The organism is Pseudomonadota bacterium (genome assembly GCA_022572885.1).
GTDB lineage: Bacteria > Pseudomonadota > Gammaproteobacteria > Steroidobacterales > MnTg04 > MnTg04.
Genome location: JACZVC010000001.1, coordinates 85,238 through 102,081, shown reverse-complemented (window position 1 = coordinate 102,081; position 16,844 = coordinate 85,238). Strand labels below are relative to the sequence as shown.

30 protein-coding genes are annotated in these 16,844 nt (G+C 57.6%); all 30 read left to right on the top strand.

Features of this window, described 5'->3' with window-relative positions; translation table 11 throughout:
• Positions 1-176 precede the first annotated feature (176 nt).
• The 30 genes from rpsL to rpsD all read left to right on the top strand — a co-directional run bounded on the left by rpsL (position 177) and on the right by rpsD (position 16,833).
• Entirely contained in the window at positions 177-551 is a 375-nt protein-coding gene (rpsL, locus tag IIA05_00560; protein ID MCH9025594.1) for a 30S ribosomal protein S12, read from the top strand.
• Between the two features lie 47 nt (positions 552-598).
• Positions 599-1,078, top strand: coding sequence for a 30S ribosomal protein S7 (gene rpsG, locus IIA05_00555; protein ID MCH9025593.1), 480 nt, complete (start codon positions 599-601; stop codon positions 1,076-1,078).
• Positions 1,079-1,109: 31 nt separating this feature from the next.
• On the top strand, positions 1,110-3,203 hold the full coding sequence (gene fusA / locus IIA05_00550; GenBank protein ID MCH9025592.1) for an elongation factor G: 2,094 nt from the start codon (positions 1,110-1,112) through the stop codon (positions 3,201-3,203).
• Positions 3,204-3,259: 56 nt separating this feature from the next.
• Entirely contained in the window at positions 3,260-4,450 is a 1,191-nt protein-coding gene (gene tuf, locus IIA05_00545) for an elongation factor Tu (protein MCH9025591.1), read from the top strand.
• Positions 4,451-4,471: 21 nt separating this feature from the next.
• Positions 4,472-4,786, top strand: a complete 315-nt coding sequence (gene rpsJ / locus IIA05_00540) for a 30S ribosomal protein S10 (protein ID MCH9025590.1) — start codon at positions 4,472-4,474, stop codon at positions 4,784-4,786.
• A 167-nt stretch (positions 4,787-4,953) separates the two neighbouring features.
• On the top strand, positions 4,954-5,598 hold the full coding sequence (gene rplC / locus IIA05_00535) for a 50S ribosomal protein L3 (GenBank protein MCH9025589.1): 645 nt from the start codon (positions 4,954-4,956) through the stop codon (positions 5,596-5,598).
• A 15-nt stretch (positions 5,599-5,613) separates the two neighbouring features.
• Entirely contained in the window at positions 5,614-6,219 is a 606-nt protein-coding gene (gene rplD / locus IIA05_00530) for a 50S ribosomal protein L4 (GenBank protein ID MCH9025588.1), read from the top strand.
• Positions 6,216-6,512 (top strand): 50S ribosomal protein L23, encoded by a 297-nt coding sequence (gene rplW, locus IIA05_00525; GenBank protein MCH9025587.1) that lies wholly within the window; start codon positions 6,216-6,218, stop codon positions 6,510-6,512. Before rplD ends, rplW begins: the two co-directional genes overlap by 4 nt.
• A gap of 42 nt (positions 6,513-6,554) precedes the next feature.
• A complete protein-coding gene (gene rplB / locus IIA05_00520) occupies positions 6,555-7,382 on the top strand; it encodes a 50S ribosomal protein L2 (GenBank protein ID MCH9025586.1) in 828 nt (275 codons plus the stop codon).
• 24 nt (positions 7,383-7,406) lie between these two features.
• Positions 7,407-7,676 (top strand): 30S ribosomal protein S19, encoded by a 270-nt coding sequence (gene rpsS, locus IIA05_00515; protein MCH9025585.1) that lies wholly within the window; start codon positions 7,407-7,409, stop codon positions 7,674-7,676.
• A 16-nt stretch (positions 7,677-7,692) separates the two neighbouring features.
• On the top strand, positions 7,693-8,025 hold the full coding sequence (gene rplV / locus IIA05_00510) for a 50S ribosomal protein L22 (GenBank protein ID MCH9025584.1): 333 nt from the start codon (positions 7,693-7,695) through the stop codon (positions 8,023-8,025).
• A gap of 14 nt (positions 8,026-8,039) precedes the next feature.
• Entirely contained in the window at positions 8,040-8,720 is a 681-nt protein-coding gene (rpsC, locus tag IIA05_00505; protein MCH9025583.1) for a 30S ribosomal protein S3, read from the top strand.
• Between the two features lie 31 nt (positions 8,721-8,751).
• Entirely contained in the window at positions 8,752-9,165 is a 414-nt protein-coding gene (gene rplP / locus IIA05_00500; protein ID MCH9025582.1) for a 50S ribosomal protein L16, read from the top strand.
• The gene (gene rpmC, locus IIA05_00495) at positions 9,165-9,380 is read left to right on the top strand and encodes a 50S ribosomal protein L29 (GenBank protein MCH9025581.1); all 216 of its coding nucleotides are present in this window, start codon (positions 9,165-9,167) and stop codon (positions 9,378-9,380) included. Before rplP ends, rpmC begins: the two co-directional genes overlap by 1 nt.
• Positions 9,380-9,661, top strand: a complete 282-nt coding sequence (gene rpsQ / locus IIA05_00490; GenBank protein MCH9025580.1) for a 30S ribosomal protein S17 — start codon at positions 9,380-9,382, stop codon at positions 9,659-9,661. The genes rpmC and rpsQ overlap by 1 nt, the downstream gene beginning before the upstream one ends.
• A gap of 43 nt (positions 9,662-9,704) precedes the next feature.
• Positions 9,705-10,073, top strand: a complete 369-nt coding sequence (gene rplN, locus IIA05_00485) for a 50S ribosomal protein L14 (protein ID MCH9025579.1) — start codon at positions 9,705-9,707, stop codon at positions 10,071-10,073.
• A 21-nt stretch (positions 10,074-10,094) separates the two neighbouring features.
• Positions 10,095-10,412, top strand: coding sequence for a 50S ribosomal protein L24 (gene rplX / locus IIA05_00480; GenBank protein ID MCH9025578.1), 318 nt, complete (start codon positions 10,095-10,097; stop codon positions 10,410-10,412).
• A 13-nt stretch (positions 10,413-10,425) separates the two neighbouring features.
• The gene (gene rplE / locus IIA05_00475; GenBank protein ID MCH9025577.1) at positions 10,426-10,965 is read left to right on the top strand and encodes a 50S ribosomal protein L5; all 540 of its coding nucleotides are present in this window, start codon (positions 10,426-10,428) and stop codon (positions 10,963-10,965) included.
• Positions 10,966-10,979: 14 nt separating this feature from the next.
• Positions 10,980-11,285, top strand: coding sequence for a 30S ribosomal protein S14 (gene rpsN, locus IIA05_00470; GenBank protein MCH9025576.1), 306 nt, complete (start codon positions 10,980-10,982; stop codon positions 11,283-11,285).
• A 27-nt stretch (positions 11,286-11,312) separates the two neighbouring features.
• Positions 11,313-11,708: a 30S ribosomal protein S8 gene (gene rpsH / locus IIA05_00465; protein MCH9025575.1), complete on the top strand. Its 396-nt coding sequence runs from the start codon at positions 11,313-11,315 to the stop codon at positions 11,706-11,708.
• Positions 11,709-11,743: 35 nt separating this feature from the next.
• Positions 11,744-12,277: a 50S ribosomal protein L6 gene (gene rplF / locus IIA05_00460; GenBank protein MCH9025574.1), complete on the top strand. Its 534-nt coding sequence runs from the start codon at positions 11,744-11,746 to the stop codon at positions 12,275-12,277.
• Positions 12,278-12,284: 7 nt separating this feature from the next.
• Entirely contained in the window at positions 12,285-12,638 is a 354-nt protein-coding gene (gene rplR / locus IIA05_00455; GenBank protein ID MCH9025573.1) for a 50S ribosomal protein L18, read from the top strand.
• Positions 12,639-12,685: 47 nt separating this feature from the next.
• Entirely contained in the window at positions 12,686-13,189 is a 504-nt protein-coding gene (rpsE, locus tag IIA05_00450; protein ID MCH9025572.1) for a 30S ribosomal protein S5, read from the top strand.
• A 4-nt stretch (positions 13,190-13,193) separates the two neighbouring features.
• Positions 13,194-13,382 carry a 50S ribosomal protein L30 gene (gene rpmD, locus IIA05_00445; protein MCH9025571.1) on the top strand — a complete coding sequence of 63 codons (189 nt, stop codon included), beginning with the start codon at positions 13,194-13,196 and terminating at the stop codon, positions 13,380-13,382.
• Position 13,383: 1 nt separating this feature from the next.
• On the top strand, positions 13,384-13,830 hold the full coding sequence (gene rplO / locus IIA05_00440) for a 50S ribosomal protein L15 (protein ID MCH9025570.1): 447 nt from the start codon (positions 13,384-13,386) through the stop codon (positions 13,828-13,830).
• Positions 13,831-13,856: 26 nt separating this feature from the next.
• The gene (gene secY / locus IIA05_00435) at positions 13,857-15,194 is read left to right on the top strand and encodes a preprotein translocase subunit SecY (GenBank protein ID MCH9025569.1); all 1,338 of its coding nucleotides are present in this window, start codon (positions 13,857-13,859) and stop codon (positions 15,192-15,194) included.
• Between the two features lie 37 nt (positions 15,195-15,231).
• Positions 15,232-15,345: a 50S ribosomal protein L36 gene (gene rpmJ / locus IIA05_00430; protein MCH9025568.1), complete on the top strand. Its 114-nt coding sequence runs from the start codon at positions 15,232-15,234 to the stop codon at positions 15,343-15,345.
• Between the two features lie 61 nt (positions 15,346-15,406).
• Complete coding sequence (rpsM, locus tag IIA05_00425) at positions 15,407-15,763, top strand: 30S ribosomal protein S13 (protein ID MCH9025567.1); 357 nt, start codon at positions 15,407-15,409, stop codon at positions 15,761-15,763.
• Between the two features lie 53 nt (positions 15,764-15,816).
• Entirely contained in the window at positions 15,817-16,203 is a 387-nt protein-coding gene (gene rpsK, locus IIA05_00420) for a 30S ribosomal protein S11 (GenBank protein ID MCH9025566.1), read from the top strand.
• A 9-nt stretch (positions 16,204-16,212) separates the two neighbouring features.
• The gene (gene rpsD, locus IIA05_00415) at positions 16,213-16,833 is read left to right on the top strand and encodes a 30S ribosomal protein S4 (protein ID MCH9025565.1); all 621 of its coding nucleotides are present in this window, start codon (positions 16,213-16,215) and stop codon (positions 16,831-16,833) included.
• The last annotated feature ends 11 nt before the right edge of the window (positions 16,834-16,844 follow it).

Genomic DNA, 16,844 nt, shown 5'->3' with positions numbered 1-16,844 from the left:
CGCATCTTAACCAGGCAGGTCGGCTGGGGCCGATCTGTGCGCTTGTTTAAGGGATTTCACGAGCCGCCGATTTAGGCGGCTCGCTGTGTCTCCGCTTGGATATTTTCGGTTTCGGATGCCGGCGGAGATCGTTTTACAGGTGCGCCTGAAAGCGCGTCAAATAAAGAGTAAAGAGCATGGCGACAGTAAATCAATTGGTCCGCAAGGCGCGCAAAAAGCGGGTTGCGAAAAGCACGGTTCCGGCTCTCGAAGCCAGCCCGCAAAAGCGTGGCGTGTGTACGCGTGTCTACACGACAACGCCGAAGAAGCCGAACTCGGCTCTGCGGAAAGTGGCCCGGGTCCGCCTGACCAATGGTTTTGAAGTGACCAGTTACATCGGTGGCGAAGGGCATAACCTCCAGGAGCACTCGGTGGTTCTGATTCGAGGTGGCCGGGTCAAGGATTTGCCGGGTGTCCGTTACCACACGATTCGGGGAACCCTGGATTGCGCCGGTGTATCCGACCGGCGCAAGGGCCGCTCCAAGTACGGCGCCAAGAAACCCAAGTCCTGACAGCGGCAAGAAAGCAGTCCCCACCAACAGTTAAAGAGTATTGATCAATGTCCAGACGTGTATCCGCTCCAAAACGTGTAATTCTCCCGGATCCCAAGCACGGTAGTGAACTGCTTGCGAAATTCATGAATATGGTCATGAACGACGGCAAGAAGTCGGTGGCCGAGAAAGTGATCTATGGCGCGCTGGACCGCATTGCCGAGAAAAAGTCATTGAGCGATGAGCAGGCCATCGAATTGCTGGAGCAGGCGCTGGAAAACGTCAAACCCCAGGTTGAGGTGAAGTCCCGCCGTGTCGGTGGCGCCACCTACCAGGTTCCGGTCGAAGTCCGGCTGGTTCGCCGGCAAACTCTGGCCATGCGCTGGATTATCGATGCCGCACGCAAGCGCAGCGAAAAGTCCATGGCGCATCGCCTGGCGAATGAACTGATGGACGCGTCGGAAAACCGTGGCGCTGCCGCCAAAAAGCGTGAAGACACGCATCGTATGGCAGAAGCCAACAAGGCTTTCGCCCATTTCCGCTGGTAGACCAGCGCTTTAGCTTACAGAGGAACGGATAGTGCCACGGACCACGCCCATCGATCGCTACCGCAATATCGGCATCATGGCCCATATTGATGCGGGCAAGACGACGACGACCGAGCGCATCCTGTTTTATACCGGTGTCTCCCACAAGATCGGTGAAGTGCACGATGGGGCTGCTGTCATGGATTGGATGGAACAGGAGCAGGAACGGGGGATCACCATTACCTCGGCGGCGACGACCTGTTTCTGGTCCGGGATGAACAAGCAGTTCCCGGAGCACCGGATCAATATTATCGATACACCCGGACACGTTGATTTTACGATCGAGGTCGAGCGTTCACTGCGCGTGCTGGACAGCGCTGTCGCGGTGTTCTGTTCGGTCGGCGGGGTCGAACCCCAGTCGGAAACGGTTTGGCGTCAGGCCAACAAGTATGGCGTGCCGCGCATGGCTTTTATCAACAAGATGGACCGGGCCGGCGCCGACTTTTTTCGTGTCCTTCAGCAGATCAAGGAGCGTCTTGGCGGCAACCCGGTTGCCTTGCAGATCCCGATCGGCGCCGAGGAGCATTTCGAAGGCGTCATCGACTTGCTGCAGATGAAGGCGATCTACTGGGACGATTCAACCCAGGGCACCAGTTATGAGGCACGCGAGATTCCCGAAGAAATGCGGGCGGCTGCCGAGAAATGGCGCGAGATCATGGTCGAGGCCGCAGCCGAGGCCGACGAGGTTTTGCTCGAGAAATACATCGAAGAGGGCGACCTGAGCCGCGAAGAAATTGTTCGTGGCCTGCGCCGGCGCACCATTAACAACGAAATCGTACCAACTGTCTGTGGTTCCGCGTTCAAAAACAAGGGCGTACAGGCGGTGCTGGACATAATTATCGAGTTGCTGCCTTCGCCGATCGATGTGGCGGCCATCCAGGGCGAGTTGGAGAACGGTGAGAAAGAAGAGCGCCCAGCGGATGACGATCAGCCGTTTGCGGCGCTGGCGTTCAAGATTGCCACCGACCCGTTCGTCGGTTCGCTGACCTTTTTCCGCGTTTATTCGGGTGTGCTCAAGTCGGGCGACACGGTTTACAACCCGGTCAAGGGCCGCAAAGAGCGGATTGGCCGGATTTTGCAGATGCACGCCAACGATCGTACCGAAATCAAGGAAGTATTTGCTGGCGATATAGCTGCTGCGGTCGGCCTGAAGGATGTCAACACGGGCGATACGCTGTCCGATCCAAAGCACATAATCACGCTGGAACGCATGGAATTCCCGGAGCCGGTCATCGCCGTTGCGGTCGAACCGAAAACCAAGGCCGATCAGGAAAAGATGGGTATGGCGCTTAGCAAACTGGCCAAGGAAGACCCGTCGTTCAGGGTGCATACCGATGAGGAATCGGGCCAGACCATCATCTCGGGCATGGGCGAACTGCACCTCGATATCATCGTTGACCGCATGCGCCGTGAATTTAACGTGGAATCCAATGTTGGCAGGCCCCAGGTGGCCTATCGCGAAACCATTCGTACGATGGTCGAACAGCAAGGCAAGTTTATTCGGCAATCCGGCGGCCGCGGTCAGTATGGTCACGTGTATATCCGGATCGAGCCAGTCGAGCCCGGCTCCGGTTATGAATTTGAGAACGCCATCGTCGGCGGTTCGGTTCCGAAGGAATACATCAATGCCGTGGACAAGGGCATCCAGGAACAAATGTGTAATGGCGTAATCGCCGGGTATCCGGTCGTCGATTGCAAAGTAACCCTTTACGACGGTTCCTATCACGACGTCGACTCGAGTGAGATGGCGTTCAAGATCGCCGGTTCAATGGCGTTCAGGGATGGCGCGCTCAAGGCCGACCCGGTGTTGCTCGAGCCGATCATGGCGGTAGAGGTGGTATCGCCGGAGGACTACATGGGCGACGTAATGGGCGACCTTAACCGCCGTCGTGGCCAGCCATCGGGCATGGAAGACAGCCCCGCCGGCAAGCTGATCCGTGCCGAGGTGCCGCTGGCCGAGATGTTCGGCTACGCGACTACGCTGCGCTCCATGTCACAGGGCCGCGCGACTTACACGATGGAGTTCGCCAAGTACGCCCAGGTGCCGCATAGCGTGGCGGACGACGTCATTAAAAAAGCGTCCTGAGCAAGACGGTTTTACAGAGCAAAACACAGACACACCAGACAAAGCAGAGGTGCATCGTGTCCAAGGAAAAATTTGAACGTACGAAGCCGCATATCAACGTAGGCACGATTGGTCATGTGGATCATGGCAAGACGACGCTGACGGCGGCATTGACCAAGCTGATGGCTGAGAAGCACGGCGGCGAGTATCGTGCGTATGATCAGATTGACAATGCACCGGAAGAGAAGGCGCGGGGGATCACGATCGCGACGGCGCACGTGGAGTACGAGAGCGCAAATCGGCATTACGCCCACGTTGACTGCCCGGGTCATGCCGATTACGTGAAGAACATGATCACCGGGGCGGCGCAGATGGATGGCGCGATTTTGGTGGTCTCGGCGGCCGATGGCCCGATGCCGCAGACCCGCGAGCATATCCTGCTGGCCCGCCAGGTGGGCGTGCCGTACATCCTGGTGTATATGAATAAGGCGGACATGGTGGATGACGCCGAGCTGATCGAGCTGGTGGAGATGGAGATCCGTGAGCTGCTGTCGATTTACGAGTTCCCGGGCGATGACACGCCGATCGTGGTGGGTTCGGCGCTGAAGGCGCTGGAAGGCGACGACAGCGATATCGGCGTAGCCAGCGTATTGAAGCTGGTTGAGGAAATGGACCGCTATATTCCCTTGCCCGAGCGTGCGATCGACGGTGATTTCCTGATGCCGGTCGAGGATGTGTTTTCGATTTCCGGTCGCGGCACGGTGGAGACCGGGCGTCTCGACCGCGGGGTTGTGCATGTGGGCGACGAGGTGGAGATCGTCGGGATCAACGAGACCACCAAGACCACCTGTACCGGTGTAGAGATGTTCCGCAAGCTGCTCGACGAGGGGATGGCTGGCGACAACGTGGGGGTTTTGCTGCGCGGCACCAAGCGCGAGGAAGTGGAGCGCGGCCAGGTGCTGGCGAAGCCGGGTTCGATCCACCCGCACACCAAGTTTGAAGCCGAGGTGTATGTGCTGACCAAGGAAGAAGGCGGTCGTCACACGCCGTTTTTCAAAGGCTATAGGCCGCAGTTTTATTTTCGGACCACCGATGTCACCGGCGCGGTATACCTGCCCGATGGCACCGAGATGGTGATGCCGGGCGACAATGTGCAGGTCACGGTTGAGTTGATTGCACCGATCGCCATGGAAGAGGGTCTGCGCTTTGCCATCCGTGAGGGTGGCCGGACCGTCGGCGCCGGCGTCGTCGCCAAGATCATCGAGTAAACAGGCAAACGAGAGACAGACATGGCAAGCAATCAGAATATCCGTATACGGCTGAAATCGTTCGATCACAGGCTGATCGATACCTCGGCCAGGGAAATTGTCGAAACAGCGAAGCGGACTGGCGCCCACGTGAAAGGTCCGGTGCCTTTGCCGACCAAGATGGAGCGCTTTACGGTGCTGATTTCGCCCCATGTTAACAAGGACGCCAGGGACCAGTACGAGCTGCGCACCCACAAGCGGCTGATGGACATCGTGGACCCGACCGACAAGACCGTGGATGCACTGATGAAGCTTGAATTGCCGGCGGGTGTGGACGTCCAGATTAAATTGAACTAGCGGGTTTTCCTGCTATAATACCGGGCTCTTTTTGGCCCGGCGCGGTAAATCTGCGTCGGGCCAGCTATTTGACGGCCGCCCGGCGGAGTTTTGCCGCCTGGAGCGGGCGCTTTTTTTGTAGTCAGTGCTGGCCAATCGAAGTCGGCACGGTGTAGAGGAACAGGACAATGGCACTTGGTCTGGTTGGCCGCAAATGCGGTATGACTCGCGTGTTTACGGACGCCGGAGTATCGATTCCGGTCACCGTCATTGAGGCGTTGCCGAATCGGGTCACCCAGGTAAAGACCGTGGAAAACGACGGCTATCGCGCGCTCCAGGTCACCACCGGTACGCGCAAGCTCTCGCATGTCAGTAAAGCCATTGCCGGACACTTCGCCAAGGCCGGGCAGGAGCTGGGCCGCGGTCTGTGGGAATTCCGCCTGCAAAACGACGAAGGAGCCGATTTTCCAGCCGGGTCCGAAATAAAGGTCGATTTTTTCGAAAATGGCCAGAAAGTCGATGTCGAGGGTACCTCCATCGGTAAAGGTTACGCTGGCGTTATCAAGCGGCATCATTTCCAAATGCAGGACGCGACCCACGGTAACTCGCTGGCCCACCGGGCCCCGGGCTCCATCGGTCAGAACCAGACCCCGGGCCGCGTATTCAAGGGCAAGAAAATGGCTGGGCACATGGGCAACGTGCGCCGCACCTCGCAGAACCTGGAAGTGGTTCGCGTGGATGTGGAGCGCAACCTGCTGCTGGTCAAGGGAGCTGTCCCGGGTAATGCCGGCGGCGACGTGATCATTCGTCCGGCGGTCAAAGGCGGGAAGTAGGGCATGGCTATGAAACTGAAATTGCACAAGGCTGCAGGCGGTTCCGATATCCAGGTTTCCGAAACGGCTTTTGGCAGCAAATTTAATGAAGCACTGATCCACCAGGTGGTCACAGCGTACATGGCCGGTGCGCGCAGCGGCACCAAGGGGCAGAAAAACCGCTCTTCCGCACGCGGCGGCGGCGCCAAGCCCTGGCGCCAGAAAGGCACGGGCCGGGCACGCGCGGGCACGATCCGCAGCCCGATCTGGGTCGGCGGCGGGCGCACATTTGCCGCCAAGACACGTGACCACAGCCAGAAGGTCAACCGCAAGATGTATCGCAGCGCGATTCGTTCGATGCTGTCCGAGCTGGTCCGTCAGGATCGGCTGGTCGTTATCGACACGCTGGAGCTTGCAGAGCCGAAAACGAAACTGCTGGTGCAGAAGCTGAAGGAGTTCGGTCTGGACAATGTCCTGATCATTATTGAAGCCTTTGATGAAAATGTGTTTCTGGCCGCGCGCAACCTTCACAACGTCGATGTGCTGGATGCGACGGCACTGGATCCGGTCAGCCTCGTGCGTTTCGAAAAGGTGCTGATCACCGTTCCGGCGGTCAAAATGATCGAGGAGCGCCTGCGATGAGCCAGGAAAGACTGATGACAATCCTGCTCGGGCCGCACGTTTCCGAAAAGACCACCCGGGTGGCGGAAAAGCATAACCAGGTCGCGTTTCGGGTGCGCACCGACGCCAAAAAGGCGGAAATTCGCAAGGCGGTCGAACTGCTGTTCGAAGTCAAGGTTGAAAACGTCACCGTGGTCAATGTCAAGGGTAAGGCCAAGCGGTTTGGCCAGACTCCGGGACGCCGGTCGGATTGGAAGAAGGCCTACGTAAAGCTGGCCGAAGGCCACGATATTGATTTTCTGAATCCGGAATAAAAACGGGTTCTGGCAAAAGGTTAACGATACAGAGCTAAAGTTATGGCATTGCAAAAAGCAAAACCAACATCAGCCGGACGCCGCTTCGTTGTTCGCGTAAAGAACACCGGGCTGCATAAGGGCGAGCCTCACGGTCCTTTGCTGGCGCCCAAGAGCAAGACGGGCGGTCGCAACAACCAGGGGCGGATTACGGTTCGCCATCAGGGTGGTGGCCATAAGCAGCGCTATCGCATTATCGATTTCAAGCGCGACAAGGATGGTGTGCCCGGCAAGGTCGAGAGGATCGAATACGATCCGAACCGCACCGCGCACATCGCGCTGGTGCTGTACGCCGACGGTGAGCGGCGCTACATCATTGCGGCGAAAGGCATGCAACAAGGCGATCAGATCATGGCCGGCCGGGAGGCGCCGATCAAGACGGGCAACGCTCTGCCGTTGCGCTACATACCGGTCGGCTCGCTGGTGCATTGCGTGGAGCTCAAACTGGGCAAGGGCGCCCAGCTTGCCCGCAGCGCTGGCTCATCGGCACAGTTGGTTGCCCGCGAAGGCGCCCACGCAACACTGCGCCTGCGCTCTGGAGAAATGCGCAAGGTGCTGGCCAACTGCCGCGCGACGATCGGCGAAGTCGGCCATTACGAACACAACCTGCGCAAGCTGGGCAAGGCGGGAGCCAGCCGCTGGCGCGGGGTGCGCCCGACCGTCCGCGGTGTGGCGATGAACCCGGTCGATCACCCACACGGTGGCGGCGAAGGGCGTACCTCTGGTGGTCGTCACCCGGTCTCGCCATGGGGCGTGCCGACCAAGGGTTACAAGACACGTAGTAACAAGCGTACGGACAGCATGATCGTCCGTCGCCGCAAGAAAAAATAAGCAGCTTAATCAGAGGAAGTCACTGTGCCACGCTCAGTCAAAAAAGGTCCTTTTGTGGATGCGCACCTCGCCAAAAAGGTAGAGGCAGCAGTAGCCAGCAACAGCCGCCGGCCGATCAAGACCTGGTCGCGTCGTTCCATGGTGTTGCCTGACATGGTGGGCCTGACGATCGCCGTTCATAACGGCCGTCAACACGTGCCGGTGCTGATTTCCGAAAACATGGTCGGCCACAAGCTTGGCGAATTCGCAATGACCCGGACTTTCAGGGGTCACTCGGGCGACAAGAAGACTTAATCGAGGAGTCGGGAGAATGCGGGTAGCAGCAAAATTACGGCATGCGCGGATCTCACCGCAGAAATGCCGTCTGGTAGCCGATGCCGTGCGCGGCCAACCGGTTGCAACAGCGCTGCAGACCTTGGCTTTTATGCCGAAGAAGGCCGCGCGGATCCTGAAAAAGGTGTTGGAATCGGCAATCGCAAATGCAGAGCACAATCACGGCGCCGACATCGATGAATTGCGGATTTCGGGCGTGATGGTAGATGAAGCGCCGACCCTCAAGCGATTCCGGGCGCGGGCAAAGGGCCGTGGCGCGAGAATTATCAAACGCAACAGTCACATCACCGTCCAGGTTGCGGACGAGTAAAGAGAGAAGCCGTAATGGGGCAAAAAGTACATCCGATCGGGATTCGACTTGGCATTACCAAGGACTGGTTGTCCACCTGGTATGCAGACAGCGCGCATTTCGCCGGGAATGTCGCCGCAGATCACAAGGTCAGGGAGTTTCTGAACAAACGCCTGGCGGAAGCGTCGGTCAGCCGTATCCAGATCGAACGTCCGGCTAACAAGGTAACGCACATCACCATTCACACGGCCCGTCCCGGCATCGTGATTGGCAAGAAAGGTGAAGACATCGAGAAGCTGCGCAACGATATCGCCAAGTTGCTCGACCTGAAGATTCAGGACGTAAAAATCAGGATTGCTGAAATTCGCAAACCTGAGCTGGACGCAAAGCTGGTCGCCGAAGGTATCGCACAGCAACTCGTGCGCCGCGTGATGTTCCGCCGCGCGATGAAGCGCGCGGTAACCAATACGATGCGCCTGGGCGCCCTGGGCATCAAGGTGAAAGTAGCCGGCCGCCTCAATGGCGCGGAGATCGCTCGCAGCGAGTGGTACCGCGAAGGTCGTGTGCCGCTGCACACACTGCGTGCCGATATCGATTACGGCCTGGCCGAAGCCAAAACGACCTATGGAGTTATCGGTGTAAAGGTCTGGATTTTTAAAGGCGAAATTTTCGATACCGCTGATACCGGTAGCGAAGCCGCCGACAACGCCGCTTGATGGCGTCGCTGGTTTGAGGAGCAGCTGAGAAATGTTACAGCCGAAGCGGACCAAATTCCGCAAACAGATGAAAGGTAAGAACCGGGGTCTCGCCCAGCGCGGCAACACGGTCGCTTTTGGTGTGTTTGGCCTGAAGGCCATCGGACGAGGGCGGTTGACCGCGCGGCAGATCGAGGCGGCGCGGCGTGCGATGACCCGCCACGTGAAACGCGGCGGCAAGATCTGGATCCGGGTTTTCCCGGATAAGCCGATTACCAAGAAACCGCTGGAGGTTCGCCAGGGCAAGGGCAAGGGTAACGTTGAATACTGGGTAGCCCAGATTCAGCCGGGTCGGGTTTTGTACGAAATGGAAGGGGTGGCGGAAGATGTGGCGCGCGAGGCATTTCGCCTGGCGGCAGCCAAGCTGCCGATTGCCACGACTTTCGTCACTAGGCAGGTGATGTGATGAAGGCAGGCGAATTTCGCAGCAAGAACGCTGCCGAGTTACAGGAAGAACTGATCAAACTGCGGCGCGAGCAGTTCAACCTGCGCATGCAGCGAGCGTCCGGGCAACTGGCGAAGCCTGATCAGTTCCGTAAGGTTCGTAAGGATATCGCGCGGCTGAAAACTGTGATGGGCGAGCAGCGGCGGGTATCGAGCCAGTCAAAGGATGATTCGTGATGAGTGGGAACAGCACAGAAAAAAGGGGAAAAGTGCAGCGCACGCTAACCGGCAAGGTGGTCAGCGGGGCGATGAACAAGTCAATTACCGTTTCGGTGGAGCGGCTGGTCAAGCACCCGATGTATGGCAAGTACATCCGGCGCACATCCAAGCTGATGGCGCACGACGAAAACAATGAGTGCCATACCGGCGATGTAGTAATTATTTCAGAATGCCGGCCCTTGTCGAAGAACAAGAGCTGGAGGCTGGACAGCATCGTGGAGCGGGCCCCCAGCCGTTGAGCGGGGAACCCGGATTTAAACAGAGCAAACTGGAAGCGTAGCAATGATACAGATGCAGACCGTACTAACCGCGGCAGACAACAGTGGGGCTCGCCGCGTGCAGTGCATCAAGGTGCTCGGCGGATCGAAGCGCCGCTATGCCGGCGTGGGCGACATTATCAAGGTCAGCGTCAAGGACGCTATTCCACGCGGCAAGGTCAAAAAGGGCGAGATCTACAATGCGGTGGTTGTGCGTACCCGTAAGGGCGTGCGGCGTCCCGACGGGTCGGTGATACGTTTCGACGGCAACGCGGCGGTGCTGCTGAATGCACGCATGGAACCGATTGGCACGCGTATTTTTGGCCCGGTGACCCGGGAATTGCGCACCAGCCGGTTCATGAAAATTATTTCGCTGGCACCTGAAGTGCTTTGAGCGGGTGCGGAGCAAAGAGTTATGAGAAAGATCAAAACAGGCGATGGCATCATCGTGATCACCGGCAAGGACAAGGGCCGCCGGGGTACCGTGTTGCGTGTCTATGATGACGAGCGAGTGCTGGTCGAAGGCATCAACATGGTGAAGAAACACCAGAAGCCCAATCCGCAGGCCGGCGTTAAGGGCGGCATTATCGATAAGGAAATGCCGATAGAACAAAGCAACCTGATGCTATACAACCCGCAAACCAAGAAAGGCGACCGGATAGGTATCCGCTTTTTGGAAGACGGCCGCAAGGTACGGTACTTCAAGTCGAACAACGAAGTTGTGGACGTTTAAGAGAGTAATGACGATGTCCAGATTACAGGAACATTACAAAAAAACAGTTGCCCCGGCGCTGATGAAAAAGCTGAACCTGAAAAACCCAATGGAGGTTCCGAAGATCAGCAAGATAACCGTCAACATGGGTATTGGAGAGGCGGTCGCCGACCGCAAGGTGATGGAAAAGGCGACTGCGGACCTGGCCCGTTTGTCCGGTCAGAAGGCGCTGGTTACGCGTGCCCGCAAATCAGTGGCCAGCTTCAAGATTCGCGATGGCTACCCGATCGGCGCGAAAGTCACCTTGCGGCGTGAGCGCATGTACGAGTTTCTGGACCGCCTGGTGAATATCGCGATCCCGCGAATCCGCGATTTTCGTGGCCTCAGCGCGAAGTCGTTCGATGGCCGCGGCAACTTCAGCATGGGCGTGCAGGAGCAGATCATATTTCCGGAAATCGAATTCGACCATATCGATTCGATTCGCGGCATGGACATCACGATTACCACGACGGCAAAGAATGACGAACAGGGAAGGGCGCTTCTGGAAGCGTTCAACTTTCCGTTCAAGAAATAAAAAGGACGATTGGAATGGCTAAAAAATCCATGATCGCAAGAGATGTCAAGCGCGCCCGTTGCGTACAGCGCTATGCGGCGAAACGCGCGCTCCTCAAAGAGATTATCGGCAACGTTAACAACAGCCTCGAAGAGAGGATGGCGGCAATGAGGAAAATACAGGCTTTGCCACGCAATTCCAGTCCGACCCGGATGCGCAATCGGTGCGCAATTACCGGCCGTCCCAAGGGTTTTTATCGCAAGTTCGGTCTCGGCCGGAACAAACTTCGCGAAGCCACGATGAATGGCGAGATACCAGGTCTGCGCAAGGCCAGTTGGTAAGCGGAATATTTAAACAGGATTACGAAAATGAGCATGAGCGATCCAATTGCCGATATGTTGACCCGCATCCGTAATGGCCAAAAGGCCGGTATGGTTCGCGTCAGCATGCCCGGCTCGAAAATCAAACAGGCGATTGCCAAAGTTCTCAAGGATGAAGGCTATATCATCGAATTCCAGACCGAGGTCAATGGCAGCCACAGCACGCTGCATGTGGATTTGAAATATTTTGAAGGCAAGCCCGTGATCGAGTCGCTTAAGCGCGCCAGCCGCCCGGGTCTGCGCAGTTACCTTGGCAAGGATGATCTGCCCAGAGTTTTGGGTGGCCTCGGGGTGGCGATCGTGTCTACGTCCCGTGGTGTGATGACTGACCGCGAAGCTCGCAAGCAGGGCCATGGCGGTGAGATTTTGTGTTTGGTGTCTTAAGACACCTTAATGAATATCGTATAGCGAGTTTAACGATGTCTAGAGTTGCCAAACAACCGGTTGAGTTGCCGAGTGGCGTGGAAGTGAATCTGAGCGGCAGCCAGGTGAGCATTAAGGGCAGCAAGGGCAACCTGACCCTCAACCTGCATGCGGATATACAGGTGGAGCAGGTGGACGGTGCGCTGAGCGTCAAGGTTCGTCGTGAAGAAAAATCGGTCATTGCGATCGCCGGAACAACCCGCGCCTTGCTGGCCAACATGATTCAGGGCGTGACCGTCGGTTACGAGCGCAAGCTGGAACTGCGTGGCGTCGGTTACCGTGCGGTAGTGCAGGGCAATATGCTGAAACTAACGCTGGGCTTCTCGCACCCGGTCAATTACCAGGTGCCGGAAGGCGTCACGGTCGAAACCCCGAGCCAGACGGAAGTAGTGGTCAAGGGAGTCGATAAGCAGAAAGTCGGCCAGGTCGCTGCCGAGATACGCGCTTATCGTCCACCGGAGCCCTATAAGGGTAAGGGTGTTCGCTATGTCGATGAGCAGGTCCGGATCAAGGAAGCGAAGAAGAAGTAGGTGAGGAATGGATAGCAAGAAAACGCGTTTGCGCCGGGCACGCAAGACCCGCGCCAGAATTATGGATCTGGGTGAGTTCCGCCTGACCGTGCATCGCACGCCGCGGCACATCTATGCCCAGATTATCGATCAGACCGGCGGCAAGGTTGTTGTCGCGGCTTCGACGGTGCAGAAAGATGTGCGGGCTTCGGTCAAGAAGACCGGCAATGTCGAAGCGGCAACGGTGGTCGGCAAGGCAATTGCCGAGAAGGCGAAAAAAGCGGGTGTCAAGCGCGTCGCCTTCGATCGTTCCGGATTTCGTTTTCATGGCCGCGTCAAGGCGCTGGCCGATGCCGCCCGCGAGGGCGGCCTGGAGTTCTGATCCCGTTGTGGGGTCGGACAGGGTTCTAGCAGGAAGAGTTTTTGCATATGGCTAAGTTTGATAGAGGTCCAAGCGACGATCTGGTTGAAAAGCTGGTAACCGTTAACCGCGTCGCCAAGGTTGTCAAAGGTGGCCGCCAGTTCGGTTTCACCGCGTTGACCGTGGTCGGCGATGGCAAGGGCCGGGTCGGTTTTGGTTATGGCAAGGCGCGCGAAGTGCCGATCGCCATTCAAAAGGCCATGCAGGCCGCGCGCAAGAACCTGCAGACCGTGGCCTTGAAGGACGACACCTTGCAATACGCCCTTAACGGTCGTCATGGCGCGACCCGGGTGTACATGCAACCTGCGTCCGAAGGCACCGGTGTGATTGCCGGTGGCGCGATGCGTGCCGTACTCGAGTGTGCCGGCGTGCGCAACGTGCTGGCCAAGAGTTATGGTTCGCGGAACCCGATCAACGTAGTACGCGCGACTATCAACGGTCTGCTGGGGATGCATTCTCCAGAGACCATTGCCGCAAAGCGCGGCAAGTCTGTGGAAGAGATTCTGGGTTAAAACCATGGCAGATAAGAAACAGTTGAAAGTCACTCTGGTGAAGAGTCGTTTTGGCCGCTTGCCCAAGCACCGTGATTGTGTGCGTGGCCTGGGGCTGCGGCGCATGAACCACAGCGTGACGGTTCTGGATACGCCGCAAAACCGCGGCATGATCAACAAGATTTCGTACCTGCTCAAGGTCGAGGAAGTCTAAGATGAGACTCAACGATTTAAAGCCCGCCGAGGGCAGTAAGAAGGCCGGTAAGCGCATGGGCCGCGGGCATTCCGCCGGTCAGGGCAAGACCTGTGGCCGTGGCCATAAGGGGCAGCATGCGCGATCCGGCGGTTATCACAAGGTCGGCTTCGAAGGCGGCCAGATGCCGTTGCAGCGGCGTCTGCCCAAAGTCGGCTTCGCCTCGCGCAAGGCCCGTTTTGCAGCCGAGGTCAGGTTGCATGAGTTGGTCATTGCCTGTGAAAAGGGGGCCACTGAAGATGTGGTCGATGATCTCGCATTGAAAAAAGCGGGATTGGTGCCTGCGCGCGCGGACCGGATCAAGGTCATTGCTTCGGGCAAAATCGACAAGGCGGTTACCGTCAAGGGTTTGCTGGTGACCAAAGGCGCTCGGGCAGCCATTGAGGCTGCCGGCGGAAAAATCGAGTAACAGGCACAGCGGACGAAAAGCATATCGTGGCAAAGGGAATAAGAAATCCAGCAGCGGCTCTCGGTGAAGCTTCGCGTTTCTCCGAGTTGCGCACGCGCCTGATATTCCTGGTCGGCGCACTGATCGTCTATCGCGTGGGTACGTTTATCCCGGTGCCAGGCGTCGATCCGGTAGCGATGGCTGCCTTGTTCGATCAACAAAGCGGTACCTTGCTTGACGTTTTCAACATGTTTTCCGGCGGCGCGCTGGAGCGCATGAGTATTCTCGCGCTGGGCATCATGCCCTATATTTCCGCGTCCATCATCATGCAAATGATGAGCCACGTCGTCCCTACCTTGCAGCAGATGCGCAAGGAAGGCGAGGCCGGACGCCGCAAGATTACGCAGTACACGCGCTTTGCCACGGTTGGGCTGGCCGGCTTTCAATCAATTGCCGCTGCTACCGCCCTGCAAAGCCAGGCCGTGGTGGTCACTCCTGGCACCGCCTTTGTTTTCACGGCGGCAGTCAGCCTGGTCACCGGAACCATGTTCCTGATGTGGCTGGGCGAGCAGGTCACCGAGCGCGGGATTGGCAACGGTATTTCGATGATCATCCTGGCCAGTATTATTTCCGGTTTGCCATCGGCGATCGGCGGTACCTTCGAGCTGGTGCGCACCGGCCAGATGCTGCCGGCGCTGGCGCTGATCCTCTTTATCCTGGTGCTGGGCGTTACCGCTTTCGTGGTCTTCGTCGAGCGCGGCCAACGCCGCATCCCGGTGCATTACGCACGGCGCATGCAGGGCCGCAGGATGGTGCAGGGCCAGAGTTCGCATCTGCCATTCAAGCTCAACATGTCGGGTGTAATTCCGCCGATTTTCGCGAGCAGCATCATCCTGTTCCCGGCGACGATTGCGGGCTGGTTCGGTGCCAGCGATAACGTCGGCTGGCTGCAGACCATAGCTGCGAGCCTGTCGCCCGGTCAGCCGGTTTACATCCTGCTGTACGGTTCGCTGATTATCTTTTTCTGCTTTTTTTATACTGCCCTGACGGTTAACTCCAGGGACACCGCCGACAACCTGAAAAAATCCGGTGCCTTTATTCCGGGCATGCGGCCCGGCCACCAAACGGCGGAGTACCTGGACAAAGTGCTGACCCGGCTGACGATGTGGGGGGCGTTTTACGTTGCCACCGTGTGCCTGTTGCCGGAATTCATGATTATGTACTGGCAGGTGCCGTTCTACTTCGGTGGGACTTCTTTGCTGATTATTGTTGTTGTGGTGATGGACTTCATGGGCCAGCTACAGGCGCACATGATGTCTCATCAGTACGAAGGTTTGATGAAGAAATCGAGTCTGCGCGGTTATGGTAGTGGGTCCAGGGCCTGAGGTCCTGCCTGGCTCAGGTTTTGATGGGAGATAGATCATGAAAGTGCGTGCATCGGTGAAGAAGATTTGCCGGAATTGCAAAATCATTCGCCGCAATCGCGTGGTCAGGGTGATTTGTACGGACCCCCGCCACAAGCAGCGGCAAGGATAGATTTTAAGCACTGGTTTTCATATACTGGCCGGCTTCGCGCTGGCTTTGAGGAGCGCCTTTAATGGCTCGAATTGCTGGAATAAACATACCGACCAACAAGCACATCGTCATTGGTCTGCAGCACATTTATGGTGTGGGGAGAAGCAGCGCTGGTAAGATTTGTTCGGCCGCGGATATTGATCCCGCGACCCAGGTCAGTGAACTGAGCGAGCCCGAAGTCGAGCGTATTCGTGGCGCGGTTGCCAACTACACGGTCGAAGGTGATTTGCGCCGCGAGGTTGCGATCAACATCAAGCGGCTATTGGATTTGGGGTGCTACCGCGGAATTCGTCATCGACGCGGCCTGCCAGTGCACGGCCAGCGTACCCGTACCAACGCGCGCACCCGCAAGGGACCGCGGCGCTTGGTCAGGAAATAGTTTTTTTGAAGTGGCGCCGCTAAGGGCGCACAGCAGATATTCAGGATACAAATATGGCAACCCAGACCAAGGCACGCAAGAAAGTGAAAAAACAGGTGGCAGACGCCATCGCTCACATCCATGCGTCCTTTAACAACACCATCATCACCATAACCGATCGCCAGGGCAATACCCTTTCATGGGCGACCGCGGGGGGCTGTGGCTTTCGTGGATCGCGCAAGAGTACGCCCTTTGCTGCCCAGGTTGCTGCCGAGAAAGCGGGCAACGCGGCGCTGGAATTCGGTATCAAGAATCTGGAGGTTCGCGTCAACGGTCCAGGCCCGGGGCGTGAAGCAGCCGTTCGTTCGCTGAATTCAGTCGGTTTCCGCATCACCAGTATCGCTGACGTGACGCCGATACCCCACAACGGTTGTCGTCCGCCGAAAAAGCGCAGAGTCTGAGGAATAAAGATGGCAAGGTATACAGGTCCAAAGTGTAAGCTGTCACGCCGCGAGGGAACCGATCTGTTCCTCAAAAGCGGGGTCCGGCCACTGGAATCAAAGTGCAAGCTGGACGTGCCCCCTGGCGGACCGGGTCAGCGCCGTACGCGGTTGTCGGATTACGGTCTGCAATTGCGCGAGAAACAGAAACTGCGCCGCATGTATGGGGTGCTGGAGCGCCAGTTCCGCAACTATTACAAGAATGCGGCCGGCCGCAAAGGCGCGACCGGCGAACTGTTGCTCAAGCTGCTGGAAAGTCGCCTGGACAACGTGGTTTACCGCATGGGTTTCGCCCGCACCCGTGCCGAAGCTCGCCAGCTGGTCAGTCACAAATCCGTGCTGGTCAACGGCAAGGTCGCCAACATTCCTTCCTACCAGGTGGCAGCGGGCGATGAGATTTCCATACGCGAAAAAGCGCGCAAGCAGGACCGTATCAAGGCTTCGATCGATATTGCCGGCCAGGTAGGTTTGCCGGACTGGGTCGAGGTAGATGTGAAAAAAATGAGCGGTGTTTTCAAGGCTGTCCCGGAAAGAGACGAGATTCTTCCGGATATCAATGAAAACCTGATTGTCGAGTTGTACTCCAAGTAAATGTGAAGGTA

Bases quoted from the DNA above. Each gene is read 5' to 3' on its own strand.
- rpsL (MCH9025594.1), top strand. From the start codon at position 177: ATGGCGACAGTAAATCAATTGGTCCGCAAGGCGCGCAAAAAGCGGGTT.
- rpsG (MCH9025593.1), top strand. From the start codon at position 599: ATGTCCAGACGTGTATCCGCTCCAAAACGTGTAATTCTCCCGGATCCC.
- rpsJ (MCH9025590.1), top strand. From the start codon at position 4,472: ATGGCAAGCAATCAGAATATCCGTATACGGCTGAAATCGTTCGATCAC.
- rplC (MCH9025589.1), top strand. From the start codon at position 4,954: ATGGCACTTGGTCTGGTTGGCCGCAAATGCGGTATGACTCGCGTGTTT.
- rplW (MCH9025587.1), top strand. From the start codon at position 6,216: ATGAGCCAGGAAAGACTGATGACAATCCTGCTCGGGCCGCACGTTTCC.
- rplB (MCH9025586.1), top strand. From the start codon at position 6,555: ATGGCATTGCAAAAAGCAAAACCAACATCAGCCGGACGCCGCTTCGTT.
- rplV (MCH9025584.1), top strand. From the start codon at position 7,693: ATGCGGGTAGCAGCAAAATTACGGCATGCGCGGATCTCACCGCAGAAA.
- rpsC (MCH9025583.1), top strand. From the start codon at position 8,040: ATGGGGCAAAAAGTACATCCGATCGGGATTCGACTTGGCATTACCAAG.
- rplP (MCH9025582.1), top strand. From the start codon at position 8,752: ATGTTACAGCCGAAGCGGACCAAATTCCGCAAACAGATGAAAGGTAAG.
- rpmC (MCH9025581.1), top strand. From the start codon at position 9,165: ATGAAGGCAGGCGAATTTCGCAGCAAGAACGCTGCCGAGTTACAGGAA.
- rpsQ (MCH9025580.1), top strand. From the start codon at position 9,380: ATGAGTGGGAACAGCACAGAAAAAAGGGGAAAAGTGCAGCGCACGCTA.
- rplN (MCH9025579.1), top strand. From the start codon at position 9,705: ATGATACAGATGCAGACCGTACTAACCGCGGCAGACAACAGTGGGGCT.
- rplX (MCH9025578.1), top strand. From the start codon at position 10,095: ATGAGAAAGATCAAAACAGGCGATGGCATCATCGTGATCACCGGCAAG.
- rplE (MCH9025577.1), top strand. From the start codon at position 10,426: ATGTCCAGATTACAGGAACATTACAAAAAAACAGTTGCCCCGGCGCTG.
- rpsN (MCH9025576.1), top strand. From the start codon at position 10,980: ATGGCTAAAAAATCCATGATCGCAAGAGATGTCAAGCGCGCCCGTTGC.
- rpsH (MCH9025575.1), top strand. From the start codon at position 11,313: ATGAGCATGAGCGATCCAATTGCCGATATGTTGACCCGCATCCGTAAT.
- rplF (MCH9025574.1), top strand. From the start codon at position 11,744: ATGTCTAGAGTTGCCAAACAACCGGTTGAGTTGCCGAGTGGCGTGGAA.
- rplR (MCH9025573.1), top strand. From the start codon at position 12,285: ATGGATAGCAAGAAAACGCGTTTGCGCCGGGCACGCAAGACCCGCGCC.
- rpsE (MCH9025572.1), top strand. From the start codon at position 12,686: ATGGCTAAGTTTGATAGAGGTCCAAGCGACGATCTGGTTGAAAAGCTG.
- rpmD (MCH9025571.1), top strand. From the start codon at position 13,194: ATGGCAGATAAGAAACAGTTGAAAGTCACTCTGGTGAAGAGTCGTTTT.
- rplO (MCH9025570.1), top strand. From the start codon at position 13,384: ATGAGACTCAACGATTTAAAGCCCGCCGAGGGCAGTAAGAAGGCCGGT.
- rpmJ (MCH9025568.1), top strand. From the start codon at position 15,232: ATGAAAGTGCGTGCATCGGTGAAGAAGATTTGCCGGAATTGCAAAATC.
- rpsM (MCH9025567.1), top strand. From the start codon at position 15,407: ATGGCTCGAATTGCTGGAATAAACATACCGACCAACAAGCACATCGTC.
- rpsK (MCH9025566.1), top strand. From the start codon at position 15,817: ATGGCAACCCAGACCAAGGCACGCAAGAAAGTGAAAAAACAGGTGGCA.
- rpsD (MCH9025565.1), top strand. From the start codon at position 16,213: ATGGCAAGGTATACAGGTCCAAAGTGTAAGCTGTCACGCCGCGAGGGA.